Source organism: Sphingopyxis terrae subsp. terrae NBRC 15098 (genome assembly GCF_001610975.1).
Classification (GTDB): Bacteria; Pseudomonadota; Alphaproteobacteria; order Sphingomonadales; family Sphingomonadaceae; genus Sphingopyxis; species Sphingopyxis terrae_A.
The window spans coordinates 2,384,076-2,408,444 of record NZ_CP013342.1 but is presented as its reverse complement, the minus strand read 5'-3'; the positions used below and the strand labels follow the sequence as shown (position 1 = coordinate 2,408,444).

Below are 24,369 nucleotides of genomic sequence, written 5' to 3'. Positions count from 1 at the left end.
ATGCCCAACCCCGCAGCCGTCATCATCGGAGCCGGCGACGCCACCGGCGGCGCGATTGCCCGCGCCTTTGCCGCCGAAGGCCTCACCGCCTGCGTCAACCGCCGCGAGCGTAACGCCGATGCGCTCGAGGCGCTGGCGCAGTCGATCCGCGAAGACGGCCATGATGCCCGCGCCTTTCCCGGCGACGCGCGTAGCGAAGAGGCGATGATCGCCCTGTTCGACCGGGTCGAGGCCGAGGTCGGACCGGTCGAGGTCGCGGTCTTCAACATCGGCGCGAACGTCAACTTCCCGATCACCGAGACGACGCTGCGCGTTTACACCAAGGTCTGGGAAATGGCGTGCCTGGGCGGCTTCCTGATGGGGCGCGAGGCGGCAAAGCGCATGGCGCCGCGCGGCCGCGGCACGATCATCTTCACCGGCGCCACCGCATCCCTGCGCGGCGGATCGGGCTATTCCGCCTTCTCGGGCGCCAAGGCGGCGCTGCGTATGCTGGCGCAATCGATGGCGCGCGAACTGGGGCCGCAGGGCGTCCATGTTGCGCATGTCGTGATCGACGGCGCGATCGACACCGATTTCATCAAGGGGCGTCATCCCGATTTCGACAACGCGAAGGCGCAGGATCTGATCCTCAACCCGCAGGCCATCGCCGCCAATTATGTGATGCTCCACCGCCAGCCGAAAAGCGCGTGGACGCACGAACTCGACCTTCGCCCCTGGGGAGAAAAATGGTGAGCAAGAGCGCAGGAAAGTCCCTCGAATTCATCTTCGATTTCGGCAGTCCGAACGCCTATCTGGCGATGAAGATACTACCCGACCTGCTCGACCGCACAGGCGCCGATCTGATCATCACCCCCTGCCTCCTCGGCGGCATTTTCAAGGCCACCGGCAACAAGGCGCCGATGATCCAATATGCCGACGCGCCGGCGAAGATGGCGTATGAAAATCTCGAGATGCGGCGCTTCATCGCGCGCCACGGGCTCACCAAATTCCGGCTCAACCCGCATTTTCCGGTGAACACGCTGCTCATCATGCGCGGCGCGGTCGTCGCCGAGGACGAAGGCGTGCTCGACGACTATATCGATGCGGTGAACCGCGCGATGTGGGAAGACGGGCTGAAGATGGATGATCCCGCGGTCGCCGCTGCCTTCCTGACCGCAAACGGCTTCGACGGCCCCGCGCTGCTGGCGCGCACGCAGGAGGATGCGATCAAGGCCAAGCTCGCCGCCAACACCGAAGCCGCGGTCGCGCGCGGCGCCTTTGGTATCCCGACCTTCTTCGTCGGCGACGAGATATTCTTCGGCAAGGACCGACTCGGACAAGTCGAGGAAGCGCTGCTCGGCTGACGGGACGATGGTTTTTGGGTCGGGAGCTGACGTTGTCTAATCACTCTCGTCATCCCGGCGAAGGCCGGGATCTCGCCGGTGCGTTACCACGATAGGATGAGATCCCGGCCTTCGCCGGGATGACAATGGAAGAAAGGTCGGCCGACGACCCCAATCGGTCCTAACCGGCCGTCTTCCCAAACACGCTGACGATCACGACGCGCATCAATAGCCCATCAGGCTGAGCACTTCCTTGCGGCTGCGCTGATCTTCGAGGAAGCAGCCGAGGACGCGGCTGGTGACCATGCCGACGCCGGGGGTGCGCACGCCGCGGCCGGTCATGCAGCCGTGCTGTGCGTCGATCACCACCGCAACGCCATGCGGGTGCAGATTGTCCCAGATGCACTTGGCGACCTCGGCGGTCAGCCGCTCCTGCACCTGCAGGCGGCGGGCATAGCCATTGAGCACGCGCGCAAGCTTCGAAATGCCGACCACGCGCTCGCGCGGCAGATAGGCGATCGACGCCTTGCCGGTGATCGGCGCCATATGATGCTCGCAGTGCGACTGAAAGGGGATGTCGCGCAGCAGCACGATCTCGTCATAGCCGCCGACCTCTTCGAAGGTGCGCGACAGATGGACCGCCGGGTCCTCGCCATAGCCGCTGCAATATTCCTTCCACGCCCGCGCGACCCGCTTGGGCGTGTCGAGCAGGCCCTCGCGCGCCGGATCGTCACCCGCCCATTCGATCAGCGTCCGCACCGCGGCGGCGACATGATCGGGAACCACCACCTTGCCGTCGGGTCCGATTTCGGTCGTGCTGCTCGTCATATCCCCGCTTTCACTGTTGCTTTCTTGCCGCACATTTCGGGACGATTGCCCCGATAAGCAAGAGCGTGCGCGCAAGTTTTTGTTCGGTCGCCGATGCTTTACGTTGCGGAATCCAACCCTTTTCCGATTGTGCAGAGCCGCAATTTCCTTTCGAATTTTCCCGCCAACAAGCCACTTGACGCTTTGGTAAAGTCAGCGCAGTTTTCAAACATTACAGAGTTCGCTCAAGCGGACCGTAATCCGGAGAGGCCGGCGTTTTCCCCGACGCCGGTGGGAGAGGACGATGACCAGCACCGCTGGCAGGTGGGATACTCACTGGCGCTTGGCCCCCGCGGCCCGGCACCTTCTGGCGTGCCCGGTCGAATCCCCTCCCCTGACCACAAATTGAATTTGGGCGAACCCGTGGATTGCGGGGTCGAAAAAGGGAGGAATAGATGAAGTTCAAGGCACTGATTGGAACGTCCGTCCTGGCCATGGCGGTGGCAACGCCCGCCCATGCGCAGAGCGGCGGCTCCAGCTCCGACCCCTATGGCGAAATCGTCGTCACCGCGCAGCGCCAGTCCGAACGTCTGCAAGACGTTCCGATCGCCGTCAGCGCCTTTTCGTCCGAAGCGCTGGAAGCGCAGCAGATCAAGACGCCGTCGGACCTTCAGCTCACGCTGCCGAACGTCACCTTCACCAAGACGAACTTCACCAGCGCCAGCTTTACGATTCGCGGCATCGGCGATCTTTGCGTCGGCACGACCTGCGACAGCGCGACCGCGATCCACCTCAACGGCGACCCCCTCTTTTCGACCCGCCTTTTTGAAACGGAATTTTTCGACCTCGAACGCATCGAAGTGCTGCGCGGCCCGCAGGGAACGCTGTTCGGCCGCAACGCGACATCGGGCGTGGTCAACGTCATTACCGCCAAGCCCAAGCTCGACACGTTCGAAGCCTCGGCCGAAGGCGAATATGGCAATTATAATTCGATCAAGGGCAAAGGGATGGTCAACATCCCGCTCGGCGATACCGCCGCGATCCGCGTCGCGGGCATCTATCTGAATCGCGACGGTTATACGAAGAACCTCTATCTCGGCAATCGCATCGACGACCGCGACCTCTACTCGGTCCGCGGCTCGCTGCGCTGGGAACCGACGCCCGACACCACCATCGACCTGATGGCGTCCTATTTCCATGAAAAGGACAATCGCGCGCGTATCCAGAAGCAGCTCTGCCAGCGCGATCCGACCGGCATCCTCGGCTGCCTCAACAACCGCCTCGACAATTCGCCTTTCAACGGCAACGCGACCTTCACCGCCGCATTGACGTCGAAGGAATTCCTGGCGACCCAAGGCATGTCTGTCGTCAGAACATTTGGCGCAGATCGCGGCGTTGATTAGCGGAGCGCGGGCCTCGTCCTGGGGTTGATATTAAGCGGCGAGCTTGCGGTGCTGCAAGCGTCGGTGTTCGATGGTCTTCCGTTTGATCCTTTCGCGCTGTTGGATGATGGCGTCTGCCCTGCCGAAGTAGGTGTCGGCGGGCGTCACATTGCCGAGGCTTTCGTGATATCGGCGGTGATTATAGTGGTCGATGAAGGCCTCGATCCGGGTCTCCAGATCGCCGGGCAGGAAGTAATTTTCCAGCAGGATCCGGTTCTTGAGGGTCTGGTGCCAGCGCTCGATCTTGCCTTGGGTCTGGGGATGCATCGGGGCGCCGCGGACATGGCTCATACCGTTGGCACCGATCCATTGGGCCAGCTCCTCGGCGATGTAGCTCGGACCATTATCGCTGAGCAGCCTGGGCTTTTGCACGACCCTGGCTGACGAACAGCCCGAGGCTTCAAGCGCCAGTTCCAGCGTGTCGGTGACGTCCCCGGCGCGCATGGTGGTGCAAAGCTTCCAGGCGATGACATAGCGGGAGAAGTCGTCGAGCACGGTCGACAGATACACCCAGCCCCAACCGATGATTTTGAAGTAGGTGAAGTCGGTCTGCCACATCTCGTTCGGCCGCGTCGTCTTGGTGTGGAACGCATCGGCCGCCTTGATCACGATGAAGGCCGGGCTGGTGATCAGGTCATGGGCTTTCAGAAGCCGGTAAACCGTCGATTCCGACACGAAGTAGCGCTTCTCGTCGGTAAAGCGCACAGCCAACTCGCGGGGCGATAGCTCGGACTCGTCCAGCGCCATCTCGACGATCTGCTGCTGGATATCGTTGCCGATGCGATTCCACACCCGGCTCGGCGCCGATGGCCGATCCTCTAGCGCCTCCGGCCCGCCTTCGAGGTAGCGGTCATACCATCGATAGAAGGTCCGGCGGGGGATGCCGAGCTGGTCCAGCGTCCGCTTGGCGGGCAGATGCGACTGCTCGACGATCCTGATGATCTCGAGCTTCTCAGATGCGGGATACCTCATTCTTCGTCGCCCCCATCCGCGATCATGCTTTTTTTGAGCAGACGGTTTTCCAGCGTCAGGTCGGCCACGCATTCCTTCAGGGCACGGGTTTCGCGGCGCAGATCGTGCACCTCGCCGGTGGTCGCAGCTCGGGCGGTATCGCCGGCCAGACGACGCTTGCCCGCTTCCATGAACTCCTTCGACCAGGTGTAATACAGGCTCTGGGCGATGCCTTCCTTGCGGCACAGCTCGGCGATGCTGTCTTCGCCGCGCAGCCCCTCCAGCACGATCCTGATTTTGTCCTCTGCAGAGAAGTGCCGGCGCGTCGCACGCCGTATGTCCTTCACCACCCGCTCAGCTGGGGCCTTCGGCGCCGATTTTTTCAAGGAGGATTTGGGCTTCATCTTCGTTCCTTCGTCACTACGACGAAGCCCAAATCCTCCTTAAATCACAACCTCAAATCTGTGCCATTGGCGCTGACGGCGGACAGTCGACGCGGCCGAGGGCCCGGGCCTCGGCACCTCCTTCGCCAATGGCGCGCAGTTGAGCTACGCCTATACCGACGCATTCGCGAGCCCGTCGACCGTCGCGCAATTGCCGCGGCTGCTGATGGGACTCGATCCGGCCTTTCGCCTCTCACCGTCGCTCGATCCCGATTTCCTGCGCTGGGGTATCGCCTTTCTGCGCAACGCCTCGGCGGGGCGGTTCCGCCGCAACACGCTGGCCGGCATGATGCTCGCCATCGAATCGCGCGCGGCGCTCGATCAGCTGACGCAGCGACACGGCATCGAATTCGCGCGCAGCGCCCCCGGCAAGCTCATCCTCTATCGCAGCGCCAAAAGCTTTGCGGCGGCCGAGCGTGTCGCCGCGATGAAGGCCGAACATGGCGCGAAGCAGAGCCTGATCGACGCCGGCCAAGCGGTGGCGATCGAACCGGCCCTCGGCGCGATTCGTCCGGCCATCGCCGGCGCGGTGTTCGACCGCGGCGAGGAAGTGGGCGACCCCTATCGCTTCTGCAATGGCGCACGGGCGGCCTTGGCGGCGCATGGACAAAGCGCGAGCTGGTTCCGCACCGACATTGCCGCGATCGAGCCCGACGCGCGGCGCCCCGCGATCGTCGCGCGGGACGGTCGGCGGTTCGCCGCCGACCGGATCCTATTATGTTCGGGCACGGGATCGCTCGCGCTGGCGCGGAGTTTCGGCGTCCGCCTGCCGATCGTGCCGATGAAGGGCTATTCAATCACCGCCGCGCCGGGCGAAGCGGCGCCGACGGTCAGCATCACCGATGCTGCGAACCGGGTCGTTTTCGCCCGGCTGGGCAATCGCATGCGGATTGCCGGCCTCGCCGACCTGGCGCGGCGCGACGCCGCGGTCGATCCGCGGCGGCTCGCCACATTGATCGCCAGCGCCCGCGCCGCGCTGCCAGAAGCGGCGACCTATGACGCGATCGAATCGAGCTGGGCGGGGCTGCGGCCGATGACCCCTGATTCGCTGCCGATCACGCGGCCGATCGCGCCGGGGGTGATCGCGAACACGGGACATGGGGCCTTGGGCTGGACCTATGCCGCCGGGTCGGCCGCGCGCGTCGCCGCGCTTATCGATCGAGAGGATTAATACAAAAATACAATCGCTTATCTGCCAAATCTCAGGGAAGGGCCAATAGCATGAACAGGGGTCAAAAATTCATCAGCCTGATGGGCGGCATTTCGCTGCTCGCCAGTGCAACCGCCGCCATGGCGCAGGACCGCGCCGAACCCGAACCGCAAATCGCCGAGGATATCGAACAGGATTCGGGCGAAGCGATCGTCGTCACCGGATCACAGATCAAGGGCGCCGACGTCGCCGGGGCGCTGCCGCTGACGTTGCTCAACGAACAGGATATCGACGCCATTGCCGCGACGAGCGGTGACGATCTGTTCCGCGCCATTCCGCAGGCGGGCGATGTCGCCTTCAACGAAAGCCGCGACGCCGGCGGCATCAACGACGCGCGCGGCGACGTCGCGTCGATCAACCTGCGCGCGCTGGGCACGGGCAACACGCTCGTCCTCCTCAACGGGCGCCGCATGGTGCTGCACCCCGGCACCCAGTCCGAAAATCTGGTGCCGGTGCAAAGCGTCAACACCAACACCATCCCGGTGACGGGGGTCCGCCGCGTCGAGGTTCTGCTCGACGGCGCCGCCGCCATCTATGGATCGGATGCGGTTGCCGGCGTCATCAACACCGTGCTCAAGGACAATTTCAAGGGGCTGCGCGTCACCGGCGAATATAGCCTGACCGATGACAGCGACCAGCGCGAATATGAACTGTCGTTCGAAGCGGGCCACACGTTCAACGACGGCCGCACCAACATTTCGCTGTTCGGGTCGTTCAACCACCGCGACCCGCTTTATGCGCGCGAACGCTACAACTCGCGCTCGTCGGATCTGCGGCCGCTGCTCGTCGGGACGGCGTTCGAGGGCGATACCGATTTCCGCAACACATCGGTCGATACGATCTGGGGCGAATTCCAGCGTCTGACGAACAGCTACGCCCCCTCGACCACGACGGCGCGCATCGACGGCGTCGCGCTGACCACCAGCGGCATCTTCCATGTCCAGCCCGACACCAACGACGGCTGCATCGCACCGACCCGATATGCCGGCACCTGCTGGGACAACAGCTCGCTCTCGACCGTCTCGAGCGACGAAAATCTGCGGTACGACACCAACTATCTGCGCACGATCCTGGGACGCAACAATCGCTTCAACCTGTTCGGCTTCCTGAATCATGAATTTGATTCGGGGCTGGAATTCTACGCCGAGGCAGGCTGGTATCATTCGGATTATCGCGCCTACCGCGATACCGAAACCAACCTGTCGAGCCAGCGGCTCATCATCCCCGCCAACGGCTATTGGAACCCCTTCGGTCCGGTCGGCAGCCCGAACCGGATTCCGGGTCTGACCGGCGTGTCCGATGCCGGGGTGCCGATCGAACTGATCGACTATCGCCCCGTCGATGCTGGCCCGACGATCGTCAACGTCAAGAACGACACCACCCGCTTCCTCGGCGGACTGCGCGGCAAGCTGCTCGGCTTCGATTTCGACACCGCGGCGCTTTACTCGCGCGCCCGGACCAAGGACAGCATGCACACGATTTCGATGACGCTGTTCGAAGAAGCGCTGAGCCGTACCGATGCGACCGCCTATAACCCGTTCAACGGCGGCGATCCGCTCAATCCCGGCACGCTCGATTCCTCGCCCAATCCGCAGGAGGTGATCGACAGCTTCATGGTCGATATCGGCCGCATCAGCACGACCGAGCTTTACCTCGCCGACTTCAAGCTCAGCAAGAACGACCTGTTCGAACTGCCGGGCGGCCGGGTCGGGATGGCGACCGGCGTCGAATTCCGTCACGAAACCTTTGCGGACGATCGCGACGACCGGCTCGACGGCACGATCTTCTATGTCGCGCCCGACGGCTCGTCGAACGGCAGCGACGCGATGGGCGCGAGCCCGACCCCCGACAGCAGCGGGTCGCGCGATGTGCTGTCGGCCTTTCTCGAATTTGCGGTGCCGCTGGTCTCGCCCGAGATGAATGTGCCGCTGGTCCATGCACTCGACCTGCAACTTGCGGGCCGCGCCGAATCCTATCAGGGCTTCGGATCGGTTGCGAAGCCGAAGATCGCCTTGTCCTGGTATCCGGTGCGCAACTTCCAGCTGCGCGGCAGCTGGTCCGAAAGCTTCCGCGCGCCGAACCTGCCGCAATTGTTCGAAAATGGTATCCAGCGGTCAAACACGCGCACCGACTGGATCCGCTGCGAGGCAGACCTGCGCGCGGCGCGCATCGCCAATTTCGACGAGTGCGGTCAGGCACAGGGCATCGTCAGCAACCGGTCGGGCAGCAAGGAGCTGAAACCCGAAACGGCTCAAAACCTGTCGGTCGGCGGAACTTTCCAGATGAATTTCGGCGCGGCGGGTCGTTTGACGCTGACCACCGACTATTGGGAAATCCGGCAAAAGCAAGTGATCGGCCTGTTTGGCGACTCCAATGCACTCATCCTCGACTATTTGCTCCGTTTGCAGGGTTCGTCGAACCCCAATGTTCAGCGGGCCGACCCGACCCCCGCCGATGTCGACGACTTCGACGGCACCGGCATCGCGCCAGTCGGCGACGTGATCCAGGTGATCGACAATTACACCAACCTCAGCCCGCGCCGCGTCCGCGGTATCGACTTCGGCCTCTATTATCAGGTGCGCAACACCGGCATCGGAGACATCAGCCTGCGCGTCAACGCGGCGCGCCTGCTCGAATTCTATCAGGTGCCGGGCGACATGCAGCAGATGCTGCTCGATGCCCAGACGTCGGGCGACATTGATCCGACAATCATCATCTCGGGCGCCGAAAGCCTCGTCGAACAGAATGGCCGTCCGAAGTGGCGCGGATCGGCCAGCCTGACCTGGCGCTACAAGGGCTGGGGCGCGGGCTGGTACGGCAGCTATGTCGGCCCGGTGAACGACACCTCGGCGGCGCTGGCCGACGGGACGCTGTTCCGCGTCAAGGATTACATGTCGCACAGCGTTTATGTGCAATATGAGGCCGAGAAGGGCCCGCTCAAGGATACGCGCTTCCGCATCGGGGTGCGCAACCTGTTCAACGAGCTCGCGCCGCTCGCCGATCAGAGCTTCGGCTATATCGGCGATTTGTACAGCAACCGCGGCCGTCAGTTCTACGCTTCGATCAGCAAGCGTTTCTGACCGCCGCCGGGTCGCCGGAACAGGCGGCGTGGGGGCTCCCCCTCCCGCGCCGTCTTCCCGACCGGCCGTCAGAGAATAAGAAAAGGGTCCGCCGATGATCTTCCGCCGCCTGATCGCCGCTTCGCTCGCGCTGACGCTGACGCTTCCGGCGCCGCTCGTCGCGCAGAGCCGCCACCTCCTCGAATATCCGTCGATCCATTCGCCGACGATGGGGACGCGCGGCATGGTGGTCAGCCAGAACGCCATCGCCAGCGAGGTCGGCGCGAAGATCCTGCGCGAAGGCGGCAATGCCGTCGATGCCGCGATCGCGGTCGGCTTCGCCCTGTCGGTTACGCTGCCGCGCGCGGGCAATATCGGCGGCGACGGCTATATGAGCGTCTACGACGCCGCCTCGGGCGAGGTGCGCGTGATCGATTTCCGCTCGGTCGCCCCACGCGCCGCGACCCCCGCCATGTTCGTCGACAATCGCGGCAAGGAGCGCGCGGTCGCCAGCTACGGCTATCTGGCGCCCGCGGTGCCGGGAACGGTCGCGGGTTTCGACTATGCCCATCGCAAATGGGGCAAGCTGTCGTGGGACAAGATTGTCGCTCCCGCCATCGCGCTGGCCGCCGACGGCGTGCGGCTGAGCGCCGACGAGGCTTTCGTTTTCAGCTGGGGCAAGGAGCGGCTGTCGAAGAGCGCGGCGGGCAAGGCCGCCTTCTACAAGCCCGACGGCAGTCTGTATCAAAAGGACGAGGTTATGAAGCGCCCCGACCTCGCCTGGACGCTGGGCGAGATCGCGCAGCATGGCGCCGACGGCTTTTACAAGGGCGAAGTCGCGCGCCGGATCGCCGCCGACATGAAGGCGCATGGCGGGCTTATCACGCTCGACGACCTCGCCGCCTATCGCCCGCAGGAGCGCGCCCCGCTGGTCGGCAGCTACCGCGGTTACACCATCTACACCGCGCCGCCGTCGAGCGCGGGCGGGGCAACGCTGCTCAATATCCTCAACCAGCTCGAACATTTCGACATCAAGGCGATGGGCGCCAATTCGGCGGCGTCGCTGCATGTGATGGCCGAGGCGATGAAGCTCGGCTATGTTGACCGCTACCGCGCGCTGGGCGATCCCGCCTTCGTCACCGCGCCGGTCGGCGGTTTCATTTCGAAAGCCTATGCCGCCGAGCGCGCGAAACTGATCGACCCTGCGCGCGCCAAGCCGATCGACGCCATGCCTTTCGGCGACCCGCTCCGCTACGAAAGCCCCTCGACGACGCATTTCTCGGTCGCCGACAAGGACGGCAATGTCGTCTCGACGACCTTCACGCTCGGTTCGGACTTCGGATCGGGGGTAATGATCGCGGGAACGGGCATCCTCCTCAACAACGAGATGAACAATTTCAGCCACGAACAGGCCTGGGAGGCACAGCGAACCGGCACACCGCCACCGCTCAACGCGATGGAGCCGGGCAAGCGAATGTTGTCGACGCAGATGCCGACGATCGTGATGAAGGACGGCAAGCCGTGGATCGTCACCGGAACCCCCGGCGGCAGCACGATCATCACCTCGGTCGTGCAGGTTCTCGTCAACGTCATCGATCATGGCATGAACATCGCCGAAGCGACGCACCAACCGCGCATCTATCAGGGTGCGAGCGACACGCTGCGCGTCGAACCCAATTTCAACCCGGACACCGTCGCCGCGCTGAAGGCGATGGGCCATCCGATCACCAGCGATGAGACAATGGGCAGCGAACAATCGATCATGATCGACAAGGGCCTGTTCCTCGGCGCCGCCGATCCGCGGCGCCCCGGCGCGTTGGCGGTGGAACCATGATGCGCCGCCGCCTGATCCTGCTCGCCGCCGGCCTGCTCGCGGCCTGCGCGCCGGTCGCGCCGCCGCAAACGGTCGCTCCACCGCCCGCTCCCTCTTCCGCCGACGAACAGGCGTTCGTCGCGGCCGCGCATCCACTCGCGGTCGAAGCGGGACTCGACGTGCTGCGTCGCGGCGGCAACGCCGTCGACGCAGCCGTCGCAGTCCAGGCGATGCTCGGGCTGGTCGAACCGCAAAGCTCGGGGCTCGGTGGCGGGGCCTTCATGGTCTATTATGACGCCGCCACGCGCGGCGTCACCGTCTATGACGGGCGCGAAACCGCACCCGCCGGTGCGACCTCGGACATGTTCCTCGATGCGGACGGCAAACCGCTGCCCTTCCGGACCGCGGTGCTCAGCGGCCGCGCGACGGGGGTGCCGGGCGCGGTGGCGATGCTGGCAATGGCGCAGCACGACCGCGGAAAACTGGCTTGGCGCGACCTCTTCGGCAGTGCCGAGCGGACGGCACGCGAAGGCTTCACCGTCACCGCTCGCCTCGAACGCTTCGTTCATGGCCCCTATCCGCAGGCGAGCGCGCCCGATGTGGTGCGGTATTTCAGCGACGGACATGGCGGCAAGGTTCGCGCCGGCGACACGCTGCGCAATCCCGCCTATGCCGCCTTCGTCCAGCGCCTTGCCGCCGAGGGCGCCGACGCCCTCTATCGCGGCGCTACTGCCGCGCGCATTGTCGCGCGTCTGCACGAAGGCGCCTTGCCGGGCAGCATGACCGCAGCCGATCTTGCCGGCTATCGCCCCGTGGTCCGGCAGGCGCTGTGCAATGGCTATCGCGTCTATCTGCTCTGCGCGCCGCCGCCGCCGTCGAGCGGGGTGGGCTTGCTGCAGCTTATGGCGATGATCGAACATAGCGATATCGCGGCGCGCGGCCCCGACGACGCGGTCGCCTGGGTCGAATATGCCGAAGCGAGCCGGCTGATGTATGCCGACCGCGACGCCTATGTCGGCGATGTGCCGAACGTCCCGGTCAAGGGGCTGCTCGATCCCGCCTATGTCGCTGCCCGCGCCGCGCTCATCAAGGACCGGGCCGGGCCGCCGCCGTCTGCCGGAACCCCGCCCGGTGCAATCGTCGCGGCGGCGGACGCCACCGATGAAGTTCCGGGCACCTCGCACTTCGTGATCATCGACGGCGACGGCAATGCGGTGTCGATGACCACCACGGTCGAAAGCTATTTCGGGTCGGGGCGCATGGTCGACGGCTTTTTCCTGAACAACCAGATGACCGACTTTTCGTTCGTCCCCACTGGTCCCAATGCCATCGCGCCGGGCAAGCGGCCGCGGTCTTCGATGACCCCGCTCGTGATATTGCACCGCGACCGCAGCCTTGCCGGCGCGATCGGGTCGCCGGGCGGCAACGCGATCCTTGCCTATGTATCGAAGGCGCTGGTCGGCGTAATCGATTGGGGGCTGCCCCTGCAAAAGGCGGTCGCGCTCCCCAATCTGGTCGCGCGCGGCGCAACCTTCGCGGGTGAGGAAAGCCGCTTTCCGCCCGCAATGCGCGCCGAAATGGCGCGGCGCGGCGTCGAAGTCCGTGCCGGATCGGGTGAGGATTCGGGACTCCACGGCGTCATGATCCGGGATGGCCGCTTCGATGGCGCCGCCGACCCGCGCCGCGACGGCGTCGCGCGAACGATCACGCTCGAAAGGAAATGACGATGATGCGTTTCATCCCGCTCGCGGCGCTTGCAGCCAGCATGACCCTCGCCGTTCCCGCGGCTGCGCAGCGCGTGTCGGTCGAAGCGGTCGAATTCCCCAGCCGCGACGGCAAGACGATGATTAAGGGCTATGTCTTCAAGGCGGACAATGCCCCCGCGCAATCGCCCGCCGTCGTGATGATGCACGGACGCGCCGGCGCCTATTCGTCGCTTGCCAAGGGGAAATATGATGCGGCGACCCTCGCATCGCGGCATCGGGCATGGGGGCGCCTGCTCGCGCGTAGCGGCTATGTGGCGCTGATGGTCGATGACTTCGGCGCGCTCGGTTATCCGACGGGCTTCCGGGCCGGCACCTACAAGGATCGCCCCGCCGAAGTGAACGAGGTAACCTACCGCCCCCTCCACGCCTATGGCGCCCTGCGCTATCTTCAGCAGCGCGCCGATGTGGCGGGTACGCGCGTCGCGCTCCTCGGCTGGTCGAACGGCGCGAGCGCGACGCTCGCCGCCATGGCCGACGACAAGCCGGGCGACATGCGCAGGATCGGCTTTCGCGTCGGCATCGCGCTTTACCCCGGCTGCGGGCTCAAGCGCCGTTTCGACAAGCAGGGCTATCGCCCCTACGCGCCGGTGCGCGTCTTCATCGGCACCGCCGACGAGGAGGTGTCGCCCGCTTCCTGCGAAAAGCTGGTCGCGCGCAGCCGCGACAAGGGCGGCGACATCACGCTGACCAGTTTCAAGGGCGCGACGCACGGCTATGACACCCCCACCGAATCGCGTCAGTCGGTTGCCGCCAATGCCGCAGCCAAGTCGGCGACGGAAAGCGACGTCCTCGCCTTTCTGGCGAAAAATTTGAAGGATGAGTGATATGGCTCAGCTTACGCCCTTTCATTTTGCCTTTCCCGTCGATGATCTCGACGCGGCGCGGCATTTCTATGGCACCGTCCTCGGTTGCCCCGAGGGGCGCAGCGACAGCGACTGGATCGACTTCAACCTCTATGGGCACCAGATCGTCGCGCACCGGGTCGCGCAGCGCGATGCGGTGGCGGGCCATAATCCGGTCGACGGCCATGATGTGCCGGTCCCGCATTTCGGCGTCGTCCTGCCGCCCGACGAATGGCGCGCGCTCGCGGCGCGGCTCCAGGATCAGGGCGTCCGCTTCGTCATCGAACCGCACACGCGCTTTCCCGGCCAGCCGGGCGAACAGTCGACGATGTTCTTCCATGATCCGGCGGGCAATGCCCTCGAGTTCAAGGCCTTTGCCGATCTCGACCAACTCTTCGCCAAATAAGGATTTGTGATGGCGCGACCGATGCGTTTCTGGGGACATTTGGGCGCCGCCGCCGCGCTCGCCGCGGGCGTGCCGCTCACCGCACCTCTCGCCGCAGCCGCCGAAGCGCCCGCGTCGATCCGCGGCATCGACGGAACGGTCGCGGTCGTCGGAGGCACGGTCGATGTCCAGGCGATAGAAGCGCGCATCAATGGCCAGCCGGTGCCGATTGCGCGCGATGGCAGCCTTACGGCATCGCTGCCCGACGCCGCCGATTACCGGATCAGCCTGCGCGGTCCGGCGGTCTTCGACGCCGATTTCGCCTTCGCCGCCGCCGAACTGGGCACGAAGGACGGCAAGCGCGTGCTGCCGCAGCTCGAAGTCGTGGCGCGCGCGCCGGGCCGCGTCGAATTCTTCTTCGGCGGCGATGTCATGATGGCGCGCCGCTATGAAAAGCCGATCTGGGGCGAACGCACATTGATCCATCCGGCGACCCGCGCCGCCGACATGGCGCGGCTGCTCGCACCGATGCGTCGTTATTTCGCGGGCGCCGACCTCGCCTCGGTCAATCTTGAAACGGTGCTCGCGGCCGAGGATCTGGGCGACGCACCCGATAAGACGGTGGTCTTCTACACCCACCGCGATGCGGCGCAGGTGCTCGCAGATGCCGGGATCGATTATGTCACGCTCGGCAACAATCATGTTTACGACTATGTTGAACCGGGCCTTGCCTCGACACTGGCGGCGCTCGACAAGGCGAAACTCCCCTGGTCGGGTGCCGGCCGGAACGAATCGGAAGCACTGAAGGCTGCCCGCATCGAGGTTGGTGGACAGCCCTATGCGATGCTCGGTTTCGTCGGCTGGAAGGGACGCGTCGAACCCAATCAGGTCGCCGAAAGCGCCAAGGGCGGGGCCACGTTCGGCAGCGACGAGAATATCGAGACCGCCGTCACCCGCGAAGTCGCAGCCGGGCGCATGCCCATCGTCCAGTACCACGGCAGCAGCGAATATAGCGACCGCCCCACCGATATCAGCGAGCGGCGGATGAAGCTGGCGATCGACAAGGGCGCGGTGCTGGTCGTGTCGCATCACCCGCATGTGTCGCACGGGCTCGAACTCTATAAGGGGCGGCTGATCGCCTATTCGCTCGGCAATTTCGTCTTCGACCAATATTTCCCCGAAACGCAGGCGACCTATGCGCTGAAAGTCTGGATGGACGGCGGCACCTTGTTTCGCGCCGAAATTCTGCCGATCCAGCTCCTCGACTATCGTCCCGTTCCGGCGACGGGCGCGATCCGCCAGGCGGCGCTTCACCGCATTATCGACCTGTCGGCGGAGCGCGGTACGCGGATCGCCCTGTCCGGCGGACATGGCGTAATCAACCCGCAGCGGCAGCCCGCGCCGCCGCGCGAATGCGCCGCGACGTCGATTTCCGGGGTCATCGCCTACCGCTATGCGCTCGACCCGGCCGCCCCATGCGCCGCCGCCACCGGCGCGATGACCGGCCGCGACCTGATCCTGCGCGGCGATTTCGAGGCAGCGCGGTACGACGATGCGACCGACCGGAGTTGGGCAAGCGAGAATGGCAGCGTCGATTTCGTCGCCGGCGGCTTTGGCGGCGGGCATGCGCTCGCGCTGCGTCCCGACGCGGCGGCGTCATCGGCCACCGTTGCGCCGACGACATTCTTCCGCAACGGGAATGCGCGCCGCTACACGCTGGTCGGCCGCGCGCGCAGCGCTAGCGCCGCGACGCTCGCGGCGTTCGTCCAGTTGCAACCGAAGGGCAGCGGCATGACCAAGGCGATCGAAAGCGCACCGCGGCAGCCGATCGGCACGGCCGCGCTGACCGGCGGCGCTTGGACCGATTTCCGCTTCGACGTCGACCTTGCGCCCGGTGACGAGGAACTGCCCCTGCGTCCGCTGCTGCAAGTCGATGGAAAGCCGGTGCGGATCGACGATATCGCCTTCGTCGCATGGGACGAACCGGCGAACGGCGAACCACCGGCGCCCGGCCGCTCCTACAGCCGCTAGATCAGCGCTTCGAGGAGGCCGATAAGCGGCTTGTCGGCGGGCGGCATATCGAGCGCGTAAAGCTCGACCGGCCGCACCCAGCGCAGCGCGGTCGCATGCTGCGCCACCGGGGTACCGCGCCATTTGCGGCAGACATAGAGCAGAAGCAGGAGATGCCGATCGCCGAGCATGTCGCTCGCAAAGCAAGCGGGCGCGAGGCAGCTATGATCGACGTCGATCGCCAGTTCCTCCGCAAGTTCGCGTACAAGCGCCTGCTCGGGGGTTTCGCCGACCTCGCGCTTGCCGCCTGGAAACTCCCACAGCCCCGCCATCGACGTGCCTTCGGGGCGCTGCTGAACCAGCAAGCGTCCGTCGCGATCCACCAGCGCCGCGGCGACCACCACAAGGCTGTCGGACGCGGTATTTCCGCCCTGCGATGCGGCCAAATTGTTAACCTTCCTGTGACACTTTCCCGATCCTCGGGAACTATAACTTCAGTCAGGGGCGGAACAATGAACAAGTTTCATGGGCTGCTGCGGTCGACCAGGGCCGCCACAGCCGTAGAATATGGCCTTATCCTTGCGCTGATCTTTCTGGCCGCGATCGTCACCATCACCGCCGTCGGCAAATCGACCAACGCGATGTGGACCAACGTGTCGGAAAAATCCGTCGCAGCGATGGATGGAGCCTGATGTGCTGAAACGGGACTCCGGAAACAGCATTTCGGCGCGTCGGCATTAAGAAATTCAAAACCAATTGATCCTAATCTTGCTCCGTTGACCACGACCAGACCGTCAACAGGGTAAGTGACTTGTCAGGAGACCAGACATGAAATTCTTCAAGAAGCTCGTTCGCAACAATCAGGCTGCGACCGCCATCGAATACGGCCTGATCGCCGCTCTCATCGCCGTCGCGGGCATCACCGTGATGGGCAACGTCGGCACGAGCGTCAAGGGCACGTTCGAAAAGGTCGACAGCGGTCTGAAGAACGCCGGCACCTAATCGAGCCGACATCCACCGCTTCGGCGATGGAGATCAAACAGGAAAGGGCGGTGGCCAAGCCACCGCCCTTTTTGCGTCGGATCGTCAGCGATTGGCGTAGACGACCAGCTTTACCCTTTGCCCCGGAGCGAGCCGGCTCGTGGCCGACAGGCGGTTGAGCACCTGGAACCGCTCCGATTGATAATTGCTGTAGGCCATGCGCTTCGCCAGCGCCGCGACGCTGTCGCCGCTCTTCACCGTCACCACATCGACACGTCGCGGCCGGATCGCGGCGGCCTCGCTTGCAGTCAGCCGCCGGACGCTGCCGAACATCGGGTTGAAGACGCCCGATCCGCCGGCCTTTGCCAAGGTCACGAAGTGAAAAGCACTGTTGGGCGCAAATTCATAGGCAAAGACGGTCACATCGACCTGCCCCGACTGGCTATTGGCGCGCGCCGACGAAAAATAGGCGGGGATGCCGTTCACCGTCGTGCGCTGAACGGTGCCGGGCGTGATTTTGGCATCGCCCGCAACCGCCTTGAACACATTGGCAATATAGGCGGTCATGTCGCCGCTATACGCCGCGGTCGAAAATTGTGCCTGCCCGCCATTGCCGCTGATCGACACCGCGCTGGTGCTGTTCTGCATTGCAAAGCCGTTCGGCACGGTGAAGCGCAGACGCAGGTCGGGATGCAGAAAGTCCCTGCCCTCGACCACGCCCTGCGCCGGGTCGTCGCCATAGAGCACGCCATCAACCGACGCGAGGAAAGCGTCGGCGTTGCGCACGCCGCCGGTGCCGACCCGCGAGGCGAGCGTTTGCGCATTGCGCACGCGCGACGCCGGATCGGGATGGGTGCTCGCCCATTCGGGCAATGATCGCGCGTCGCCGCCCGACAGTCGCGCCTCGAGGTTGGTCTGGTTCGCAAGGCTCGCCAGCATCGTTGACAGCGCCATCGGATCATAGCCGGCGCGCTTCAGATATTGGACGCCGAGTTGATCGGCCTCGAGTTCCTGCGAGCGCGAAAAGCCCAGCGTCGCAAGCTGCGCCACCTGCATCGCATTATTCTGCAACAGGCCGCCGAGCCCGCCGAGCAGCCCGCCATTGTCGCCGATCGCGCCGCCGAGCACCGACGCGAGGACGCCGAGGATGGTGTTGCGCGTCGCCGCCGACTGGCGCTTCTTGCTATGCTGCGCAGCGACATGGCCGACTTCGTGGCCGAGCACGCCGGCGAGTTCGGCCTCGTCGTTCATCAGCGCCATCAACTGGCGCGTGACGTAAACATAGCCACCGGGGATCGCGAAGGCGTTGTTCACCGGCGAATTGAGCAGCGTCACGGTGAAGTCGCTCGGGCTGCGCGACAGGCCCGACTGCACGGCGATATTCTGACCGATGCGGTTCACATAGGCGGCCTGCGGCCCGGCATAGGCACCGCCGAATTCGGCGAGCAGCTGCGGATGCGCCTCATCGCCCTGCTTGCGCTCGGCCGGCGAAATGCTGGTCGCAGTGCGGATTACCTTGAGCTGTGCTTCGGCCACCCCGCCACCGACCAGCGCCGTTGCCGCCAGCAGCATCGCCAGCCGCGCCGTGATCCGTTTCGTCATCGATTTGCCTCCCTTTGGTTCGTTCTCGCCGGCTTATCCCGTCGCGGGATCAAGGCAAGCGGTCATGGGACGCCCGCCGGTCGGGAGTCGAACGCGAAGCAGGCGCGGGCGGTTCCGTTCAGGCGCGCCCCATCGCAAGGAACTTATCTTCGCGGTCGGTGCGCAGCCGCTCACGCGACTGGCCCTGCAAGCCGTCGAGTTCCTGCGCGAGCGCATCGCCGAGCGACTGGATGGCGACTTCGGGCGCCCGGTGCGCGCCGCCGACGGGCTCTGTCACGATACGATCGATGACCTTCAGTCCCAGCAGATCCTGCGCCGACATCTTCATCGCGGTTGCCGCATCGGGCGCCTTGTCGGCGGTGCGCCACAGGATCGACGCGCAGCCTTCGGGCGAGATCACCGAATAGACGGCATGTTCGAACATCAACACGCGGTTGGCGGCCGCAAGCGCTATGGCGCCGCCCGAGCCGCCCTCGCCGACGATTGCTGCAACCATCGGAACGCCGAGCGCAAGGCATTGTTCGGTCGACCGCGCGATCGCTTCCGCCTGGCCGCGCTCTTCGGCCTGGATACCGGGAAAGGCCCCCGACGTGTCGACTAGCGTCACCACCGGCAAACCGAAACGATCGGCAAGCTGCATCAGGCGGATCGCCTTGCGATAGCCTTCGGGCTTCGCCATGCCGAAATTATGCTTCATGCGCGACGGAATGTCGTCGCCCTTCTCATGCCCGATCACCATCACGCGCCGACCGCGAAAGCGGGCGAGGCCGCCCAGGATCGCCTGATCGTCGCCGAAATTGCGATCGCCGGCGAGCGGCATCCAGTCGTCGAACAGGCCCGCGACATAATGTTTGAAATGCGGCCGGTCGGGGTGGCGCGCGACCTGCGTCTTTTGCCAGGGCGTCAGCTTGGCATAGATATCGCGCAGCATCTTCGAGGACTTGTCCTCCAGCCGGGCAATATCGCCATCGATATTGAGCGACGGATCGTCCCCCATTTCACGCAATTCGGCAATCTGGCGATCGAGCGCGGCGACCTGTTTTTCGAAATCGAGAAAGGCTGTCATAGGGGAGCGCTAGGCCGAAGGCGCCGCAACGTCAACGGCCCGCATCTGCGCCAGCGGATGGCGCCGATTGACCAGCTCGACCAGCCGCTGGCTATCGACATGGGTGTAAATTTCGGTCGTCGCGATGTCGGCATGGCCCAGCATCATCTGCAACGCGCGCAGGTCGGCCCCGCCCTCCAGCAGATGGGTGGCGAAGGCGTGGCGCAGGACGTGCGGACTGACCCCCGCGGGATCGACCCCGGCGCGCGCCGCCAGTTCGCGCAGCATCTGGAACAGCCGTACGCGCGACACATGCGCCTTGCCCGACGGGAACAGCCAGGGTGTTCCATCGGCGAGCAGCGGCAGCCAGCGATCGAGCGCTTCGCGCGCCCGGTCGGACAGCGGCACCAGCCGTTCCTTGTCGCCCTTGCCGCGCACGATCAGAAATTGCCGCTCGCCCGCAACCGCACGGCGCGGCAGCGATACCAGCTCGCTCGCGCGCAGTCCGGAGCCGTAGAGCAGTTCGAGCAGCAGCAGCATGCGCATGGCGTTCGCGGGCGCTGCCTCCCCCGCTGCCTCCTCGCTAGCCTGCGCGAACAGCCGGTCGACATCATCGTGCGACAAAATGCGCGGCAGCGGACGGCGCGTGACGGGACGCGCGATGTCGAGCGCCGGGTTATCGGTGCGCTCGCCCTCATCCTCCAGAAACGCGAAGAACTGCCGCAGCGCCGACAGTTTGCGTGCCGCGCTGCTAGCCGCCAGCGTCCGATATGCGGCCATCAATCCGCGCAGCGCGGCGGCGTCGGCATCGCCGAGCGAACCGCGCACCAGTTCTGCCGCCTGTTCGAGGTCGCGGCGATAAGCGAGGATGGTGTTTCGCGATGCCCCCCGTTCGGCGGACATCATCTCCAGAAAGCGGTCGATCAGGCGCGCGTCAGACACGCACCAGCGCTTCGGCCGCGATCATCCGGGCTTCGGCGTCGAGCCCGACGTCGTGGAGCGCCCGGACGATATGATAGAGGTGATAGGGCGGTATCTTGTCCCATTCGCCCTGCATCCCGGCCGCGGCAAGCAGCGCGACCATGCCGGGTTCGCGCCGCTGGGCGGCTTCAGAAATTGCGCGCGTCCATCGCGTCTGCTTGCCCAGATCGACCCCCAGGTCGCTGGCCGCCGATGACGCCTGCCCGGCGTCGATGCGGCCGAGGCCCGCGAGACCCGCGAGCAGGAATTTCGACCGCAAGGTTTCGGCGCTGTCGTCGTCGCTGGCGAAGCTTCCGATCGACCCGGCGCCGACACCGGTCAGCGGGCGCGGCGACCCGACCGCCATGATGCCCCAGCCGTGGCCGCCGACCGACAGTTTCGACACCCATTGCACCGCGCGATTGTCATATCCCGCGGTCAGCATCGATCCCAGCAACTGCCACGGATCGGCGCCGACATCGGCGCCGGTGGGCAGCGCGGCGGCGGCTCGCGCGGTTGCGACAAGCGCGGCATAGCGCGCCGTCGCACCGGTGCCCGCGGACCAATATTCCTCCATCGCGGTATAGCGATCGGCGGCATTGGCGCCGCTGAACGCGCTGCGCAGTAGATCTGTCTGCGCCGCGAGCGCTTCGGGGGGCTCCTCCTCGCTCGACGCGGCGCTGAGCAGCGAGACATAGGCTTCGCTCGATAGCACGCCGCGCGATGCGGCATAGGGAGCGGCAGCGATGCGGTCGCCCATCGGGGTCATCGGCGCGAGCACCGTCCAGCTTCGGATCGAACCGGCCTCGGTGGCGCGCAGCGGTGCCGGAATGTCGATTCCCGTCGCGGTCGCCAGACCGAAGCGCCAGCTCGTCAGGCGCCCGACCTTGTCCCATTCGATTGTTGTCGAACGGCGGCCGGCGCCCGTTGCGCCGAGCACACGTTCGGCGAGCAGAATGTCGAAATTGCTGATCTTGCCGCTTGACCGTACCCGGCCGATCGCCCAGCCCGCGGGTCCGGCCTCGCCCGACATCCCGGCGCACATCGCCGCGGCGAGCCGCCAGCTTTGTTCGTCGCCATGGGCAAGCCCCGCGGGGACGTATGGACAAAGCCCCGACGGATCGGCATTCGCCAGATAGGTCTGCTGCGCGGTCGCGACGAGCCGCGGGGTCGCGCGGTCATAATCGACCGACTGCACGATCATCCGCGCGGTGGTCGATTCGCCGAGCCGCAAGAGCAGCCCCGCGCGGTCGGCGGCAAGGTCGGCGCCGTTGATCGTATCGGGCGTGTCGATCGCCGACGCGAGCGCGCGGCGCAGCAATATCTGGCCCCAGCGCGATGCGACCTGACCGCGCATGCTGCGCATGATCGCCGCCGCATATTGGCCGCGCACCCCGAAGGCATCGGGCGCCATCCCGCCGGTTTCGGGCGTCAGCGGGCCAACCCGCGTCAACAGCCGGCGCGCGCCGGGCGGCAGGTCGTATTTGAGCTGGCCCGACGTGCCTTCCTCGCCATCGCTGGCCTCATCGCCCGCGTCGGTGTCGCCGCCGTCAAGCGTCGCGACGGTCGGCGGCGCAACGGGCGGGGCACCAGCGGGTCCGCCCTTCGGCGCTGCGGTCGAAGAGGGCGCCGGGGTCGGCGATGGCGTCGGCGCCGGGCGCGGTGCCGGCGTGTCGGCGGGCTTGCCAAAGCCTTCGGGCAAGAGCGATTCCTGCGCGACCGCCGGAAGCACGAGCGCAGCCGCGAGTGCGGTTCCCGACAATCCCAGGGTCAGCGCGAGCATTTTCTTTGTCATTGTGCCGCGCTTTCGGCAATCTTGTCGGTCACGTCCACCTCAATCATCTTCGCCTCGATCGGTCGTCCCAGCCAATAGAGGAACAGTCCGAACGCCAGCAGCAGCGCCAGGGCGAAAATCCCGGCGACCCAGCGCCCTTTTCCCGATCCTTGCGTTACGCGCAATATCCTGTGCCACCCGTGCCGGCTCGACCCAAATTTGCGCGGCGCAGCAAAATCATTGTTCCGCGCGGTTCCTGCGGTATAGCCGCGCGCACCATGTCGCGAAACCCGAAAAGCCCGGCCCCGGACATCGCGCCCGCAATTCGCGCGCGGCCGATCGTGCTCGTCGGATTGATGGGATCGGGCAAATCGACGATCGGCCGCCGCCTGGCGCAGCGCCTCGGCATGCGCTTCGCCGACGCCGACGACGAGATCGAACGCGCCGCCGGCATGACGATATCCGACATTTTCGCGCGCTTCGGCGAAGCGCATTTCCGCGACGGCGAACGCCGCGTGATCGCGCGCCTGCTCGCCGGTCGGCCGCTGGTGCTCGCGACGGGCGGCGGCGCCTTCATGAACGACGAGACGCGCGCGCTGATCCTGGGCAAAAGCCTGTGCATCTGGCTCGATGCCGACGTTGCGACCCTGGTCGAGCGCGTCGGGCGCCGCAGCCATCGCCCGCTGCTCAAGAACCGCGACCCCGGTGAGGTGCTGCGCGAACTCGCCGCGGTCCGCAATCCCGTCTATGCCGAGGCGCATATCCGCGTCAGCTCGGCAAGCAATCCGCACGAACATACGGTGCGCGCGATCCTGGAGGCGCTGTCGCAATGGAAGCCGCAATGACCAGACTGACCGTCGAACTCGGCGCGCGCAGCTATCCGATCCTGATCGGCGAGGGACTGCTCGACGAATTGGGCGCGCAGGTCGCCCCGCTACTGAAGCGTCCGCGCACGATGATCGTCACCGATACCCACGTGGCCGATGCCTATCTGGCCAAGGTCGGCGCCGCGCTGGGTGCAGAGGGCATCTCCTTTTCCTCGCTCGTCCTGCCCGCAGGCGAAGCAACGAAAAGCTGGGAGGGTCTGGCGCGGCTGACCGAATGGCTGATCGGCGAAGGCGTCGAACGCAGCGATCATGTTATCGCACTCGGCGGCGGTGTCATCGGCGATCTCGTCGGCTTTGCGTGCAGCATCGTCAAGCGCGGCTGCGCCTTCATCCAGGTGCCGACGACATTGCTTGCGCAGGTCGACAGCAGCGTCGGCGGCAAGACCGCGATCAACGTCGCCGCGGGCAAGAATCTGATCGGCGCCTTTCATCAGCCGGCGCTGGTCGTGATCGACCCCGCGACGCTGACCACCCTCCCCCGCCGCGAACTCGGTGCGGGCTATGCCGAAGTCGTCAAATATGGCCTGATCGACGATGCGGACTTCTTTGCCTGGTGTGAGGCGAACGGCGCCGCGCTGCTGGTCGGCGATACCGCCGCGCGCGCTTATGCCATCGCGCACAGCGTCGCGGCTAAGGCACGGATCGTCGCCGCCGACGAACGCGAGACGCAGGATATCCGCGCGCTGCTCAATCTGGGCCACAGCTTCGGCCACGCGCTTGAGGCCGAAACGGGCTATTCAGCGCGACTGCTGCACGGTGAAGCGGTTGCGGCGGGCATGGTCCTCGCGCATCGGTTTTCGGCGGCGAAGGGCCTGTGCTCCGCCGCCGATGCCGAACGGGTGCGCGCGCATCTGGCGAGCGTCGACTTGCCGCACAGCCTGGCCAGCGCGGGCATCAATACCGGCGGCGCGGCGCTTGCGGCGCATATGGCGCACGACAAGAAGGTGCGCGGCGGCAAACTGCCGCTGATTCTGACGCGCGGTATCGGCCGGAGTTTCGTCACCGACGAATATGGGCTCGACAGCGTAGCGGAATTTCTCGACGCGCAGGCGGCTTAGGCGCCAGACGCC

Annotated in this window: 21 protein-coding genes and 1 pseudogene; 14 read left to right on the top strand and 8 right to left on the bottom strand. The window is 65.6% G+C overall.

All coding sequences use genetic code 11. From position 1 onward, the window contains the following. On the top strand, window positions 1-732 hold the full coding sequence (locus AOA14_RS11550; RefSeq protein WP_062901915.1) for an SDR family oxidoreductase: 732 nt from the start codon (window positions 1-3) through the stop codon (window positions 730-732). Then, on the top strand, window positions 726-1,343 hold the full coding sequence (locus tag AOA14_RS11545; protein ID WP_003048921.1) for a 2-hydroxychromene-2-carboxylate isomerase: 618 nt from the start codon (window positions 726-728) through the stop codon (window positions 1,341-1,343). The genes AOA14_RS11550 and AOA14_RS11545 overlap by 7 nt, the downstream gene beginning before the upstream one ends. 204 nt (window positions 1,344-1,547) lie before the next feature. Here AOA14_RS11545 and folE read toward each other — a convergent pair whose 3' ends face one another. After that, window positions 1,548-2,150: a GTP cyclohydrolase I FolE gene (gene folE / locus AOA14_RS11540; protein ID WP_062768919.1), complete on the bottom strand. Its 603-nt coding sequence runs from the start codon at window positions 2,148-2,150 to the stop codon at window positions 1,548-1,550. A 434-nt stretch (window positions 2,151-2,584) separates the two neighbouring features. On the opposite strand from folE, the pseudogene AOA14_RS11535 reads away from it, so the two are divergent. Further along, a pseudogene (locus AOA14_RS11535) lies at window positions 2,585-3,514 on the top strand (TonB-dependent receptor); the annotation flags it as partial. Between the two features lie 48 nt (window positions 3,515-3,562). On the opposite strand, the gene AOA14_RS11530 reads toward AOA14_RS11535, so the two are convergent. Next, window positions 3,563-4,926, bottom strand: a protein-coding gene (locus tag AOA14_RS11530) for an IS3 family transposase (RefSeq protein WP_409372266.1) whose coding sequence is annotated in 2 segments (ribosomal slippage) — window positions 3,563-4,576 and window positions 4,579-4,926 — 1,362 coding nt in all. Because the reading frame shifts where the segments join, the coding sequence is not laid out codon by codon here. Window positions 4,927-5,065: 139 nt separating this feature from the next. Here AOA14_RS11530 and AOA14_RS11520 point away from each other — a divergent pair. The 7 genes from AOA14_RS11520 to AOA14_RS11490 all read left to right on the top strand — a co-directional run bounded on the left by AOA14_RS11520 (window position 5,066) and on the right by AOA14_RS11490 (window position 16,071). Then, a complete protein-coding gene (locus tag AOA14_RS11520; protein WP_062901913.1) occupies window positions 5,066-6,136 on the top strand; it encodes an FAD-dependent oxidoreductase in 1,071 nt (356 codons plus the stop codon). Between the two features lie 50 nt (window positions 6,137-6,186). Beyond that, the gene (locus tag AOA14_RS11515; protein ID WP_062901912.1) at window positions 6,187-9,255 is read left to right on the top strand and encodes a TonB-dependent receptor domain-containing protein; all 3,069 of its coding nucleotides are present in this window, start codon (window positions 6,187-6,189) and stop codon (window positions 9,253-9,255) included. 94 nt (window positions 9,256-9,349) lie between these two features. Beyond that, the gene (gene ggt, locus AOA14_RS11510) at window positions 9,350-11,068 is read left to right on the top strand and encodes a gamma-glutamyltransferase (protein ID WP_062901911.1); all 1,719 of its coding nucleotides are present in this window, start codon (window positions 9,350-9,352) and stop codon (window positions 11,066-11,068) included. Then, window positions 11,065-12,771 (top strand): gamma-glutamyltransferase family protein, encoded by a 1,707-nt coding sequence (locus tag AOA14_RS11505; RefSeq protein ID WP_120694195.1) that lies wholly within the window; start codon window positions 11,065-11,067, stop codon window positions 12,769-12,771. The genes ggt and AOA14_RS11505 overlap by 4 nt, the downstream gene beginning before the upstream one ends. Before the next feature lie 2 nt (window positions 12,772-12,773). Beyond that, window positions 12,774-13,637, top strand: coding sequence for a dienelactone hydrolase family protein (locus AOA14_RS11500; RefSeq protein ID WP_062901910.1), 864 nt, complete (start codon window positions 12,774-12,776; stop codon window positions 13,635-13,637). Between the two features lies 1 nt (window position 13,638). Then, window positions 13,639-14,061, top strand: coding sequence for a VOC family protein (locus AOA14_RS11495; protein ID WP_062901909.1), 423 nt, complete (start codon window positions 13,639-13,641; stop codon window positions 14,059-14,061). Window positions 14,062-14,070: 9 nt separating this feature from the next. Further along, window positions 14,071-16,071, top strand: coding sequence for a CapA family protein (locus AOA14_RS11490; protein WP_062901908.1), 2,001 nt, complete (start codon window positions 14,071-14,073; stop codon window positions 16,069-16,071). Here the strand turns inward: AOA14_RS11490 and AOA14_RS11485 are convergent. Continuing rightward, the gene (locus AOA14_RS11485; protein ID WP_062901907.1) at window positions 16,068-16,496 is read right to left on the bottom strand and encodes a (deoxy)nucleoside triphosphate pyrophosphohydrolase; all 429 of its coding nucleotides are present in this window, start codon (window positions 16,494-16,496) and stop codon (window positions 16,068-16,070) included. The genes AOA14_RS11490 and AOA14_RS11485 overlap by 4 nt on opposite strands. 66 nt (window positions 16,497-16,562) lie before the next feature. Here AOA14_RS11485 and AOA14_RS11480 point away from each other — a divergent pair, with 66 nt between their 5' ends. Together AOA14_RS11480 and AOA14_RS11475 are read left to right on the top strand one after the other, a co-directional pair. After that, window positions 16,563-16,742 (top strand): Flp family type IVb pilin, encoded by a 180-nt coding sequence (locus AOA14_RS11480; protein ID WP_062901906.1) that lies wholly within the window; start codon window positions 16,563-16,565, stop codon window positions 16,740-16,742. Window positions 16,743-16,878: 136 nt separating this feature from the next. After that, window positions 16,879-17,052: a Flp family type IVb pilin gene (locus AOA14_RS11475; protein WP_062901905.1), complete on the top strand. Its 174-nt coding sequence runs from the start codon at window positions 16,879-16,881 to the stop codon at window positions 17,050-17,052. A gap of 84 nt (window positions 17,053-17,136) precedes the next feature. On the opposite strand, the gene AOA14_RS11470 is transcribed toward AOA14_RS11475, so the two are convergent. From AOA14_RS11470 to AOA14_RS19790, 5 genes are all read right to left on the bottom strand, one after another. Next, on the bottom strand, window positions 17,137-18,633 hold the full coding sequence (locus AOA14_RS11470; RefSeq protein ID WP_062901904.1) for a M48 family metalloprotease: 1,497 nt from the start codon (window positions 18,631-18,633) through the stop codon (window positions 17,137-17,139). A gap of 118 nt (window positions 18,634-18,751) precedes the next feature. Next, window positions 18,752-19,699 (bottom strand): acetyl-CoA carboxylase carboxyltransferase subunit alpha, encoded by a 948-nt coding sequence (locus AOA14_RS11465; RefSeq protein WP_003052803.1) that lies wholly within the window; start codon window positions 19,697-19,699, stop codon window positions 18,752-18,754. A 9-nt stretch (window positions 19,700-19,708) separates the two neighbouring features. Next, window positions 19,709-20,584: a tyrosine recombinase gene (locus AOA14_RS11460; protein ID WP_238929779.1), complete on the bottom strand. Its 876-nt coding sequence runs from the start codon at window positions 20,582-20,584 to the stop codon at window positions 19,709-19,711. Between the two features lie 28 nt (window positions 20,585-20,612). Next, entirely contained in the window at window positions 20,613-22,433 is a 1,821-nt protein-coding gene (locus AOA14_RS11455; RefSeq protein WP_062901902.1) for a hypothetical protein, read from the bottom strand. Beyond that, complete coding sequence (locus AOA14_RS19790; protein ID WP_186403454.1) at window positions 22,430-22,597, bottom strand: hypothetical protein; 168 nt, start codon at window positions 22,595-22,597, stop codon at window positions 22,430-22,432. Before AOA14_RS19790 ends, AOA14_RS11455 begins: the two co-directional genes overlap by 4 nt. A gap of 93 nt (window positions 22,598-22,690) precedes the next feature. Here AOA14_RS19790 and AOA14_RS11450 point away from each other — a divergent pair, with 93 nt between their 5' ends. Together AOA14_RS11450 and aroB are read left to right on the top strand one after the other, a co-directional pair. After that, window positions 22,691-23,257 carry a shikimate kinase gene (locus AOA14_RS11450; protein ID WP_062901901.1) on the top strand — a complete coding sequence of 189 codons (567 nt, stop codon included), beginning with the start codon at window positions 22,691-22,693 and terminating at the stop codon, window positions 23,255-23,257. Beyond that, entirely contained in the window at window positions 23,254-24,357 is a 1,104-nt protein-coding gene (gene aroB / locus AOA14_RS11445) for a 3-dehydroquinate synthase (protein ID WP_062901900.1), read from the top strand. The genes AOA14_RS11450 and aroB overlap by 4 nt, the downstream gene beginning before the upstream one ends. The last annotated feature ends 12 nt before the right edge of the window (window positions 24,358-24,369 follow it).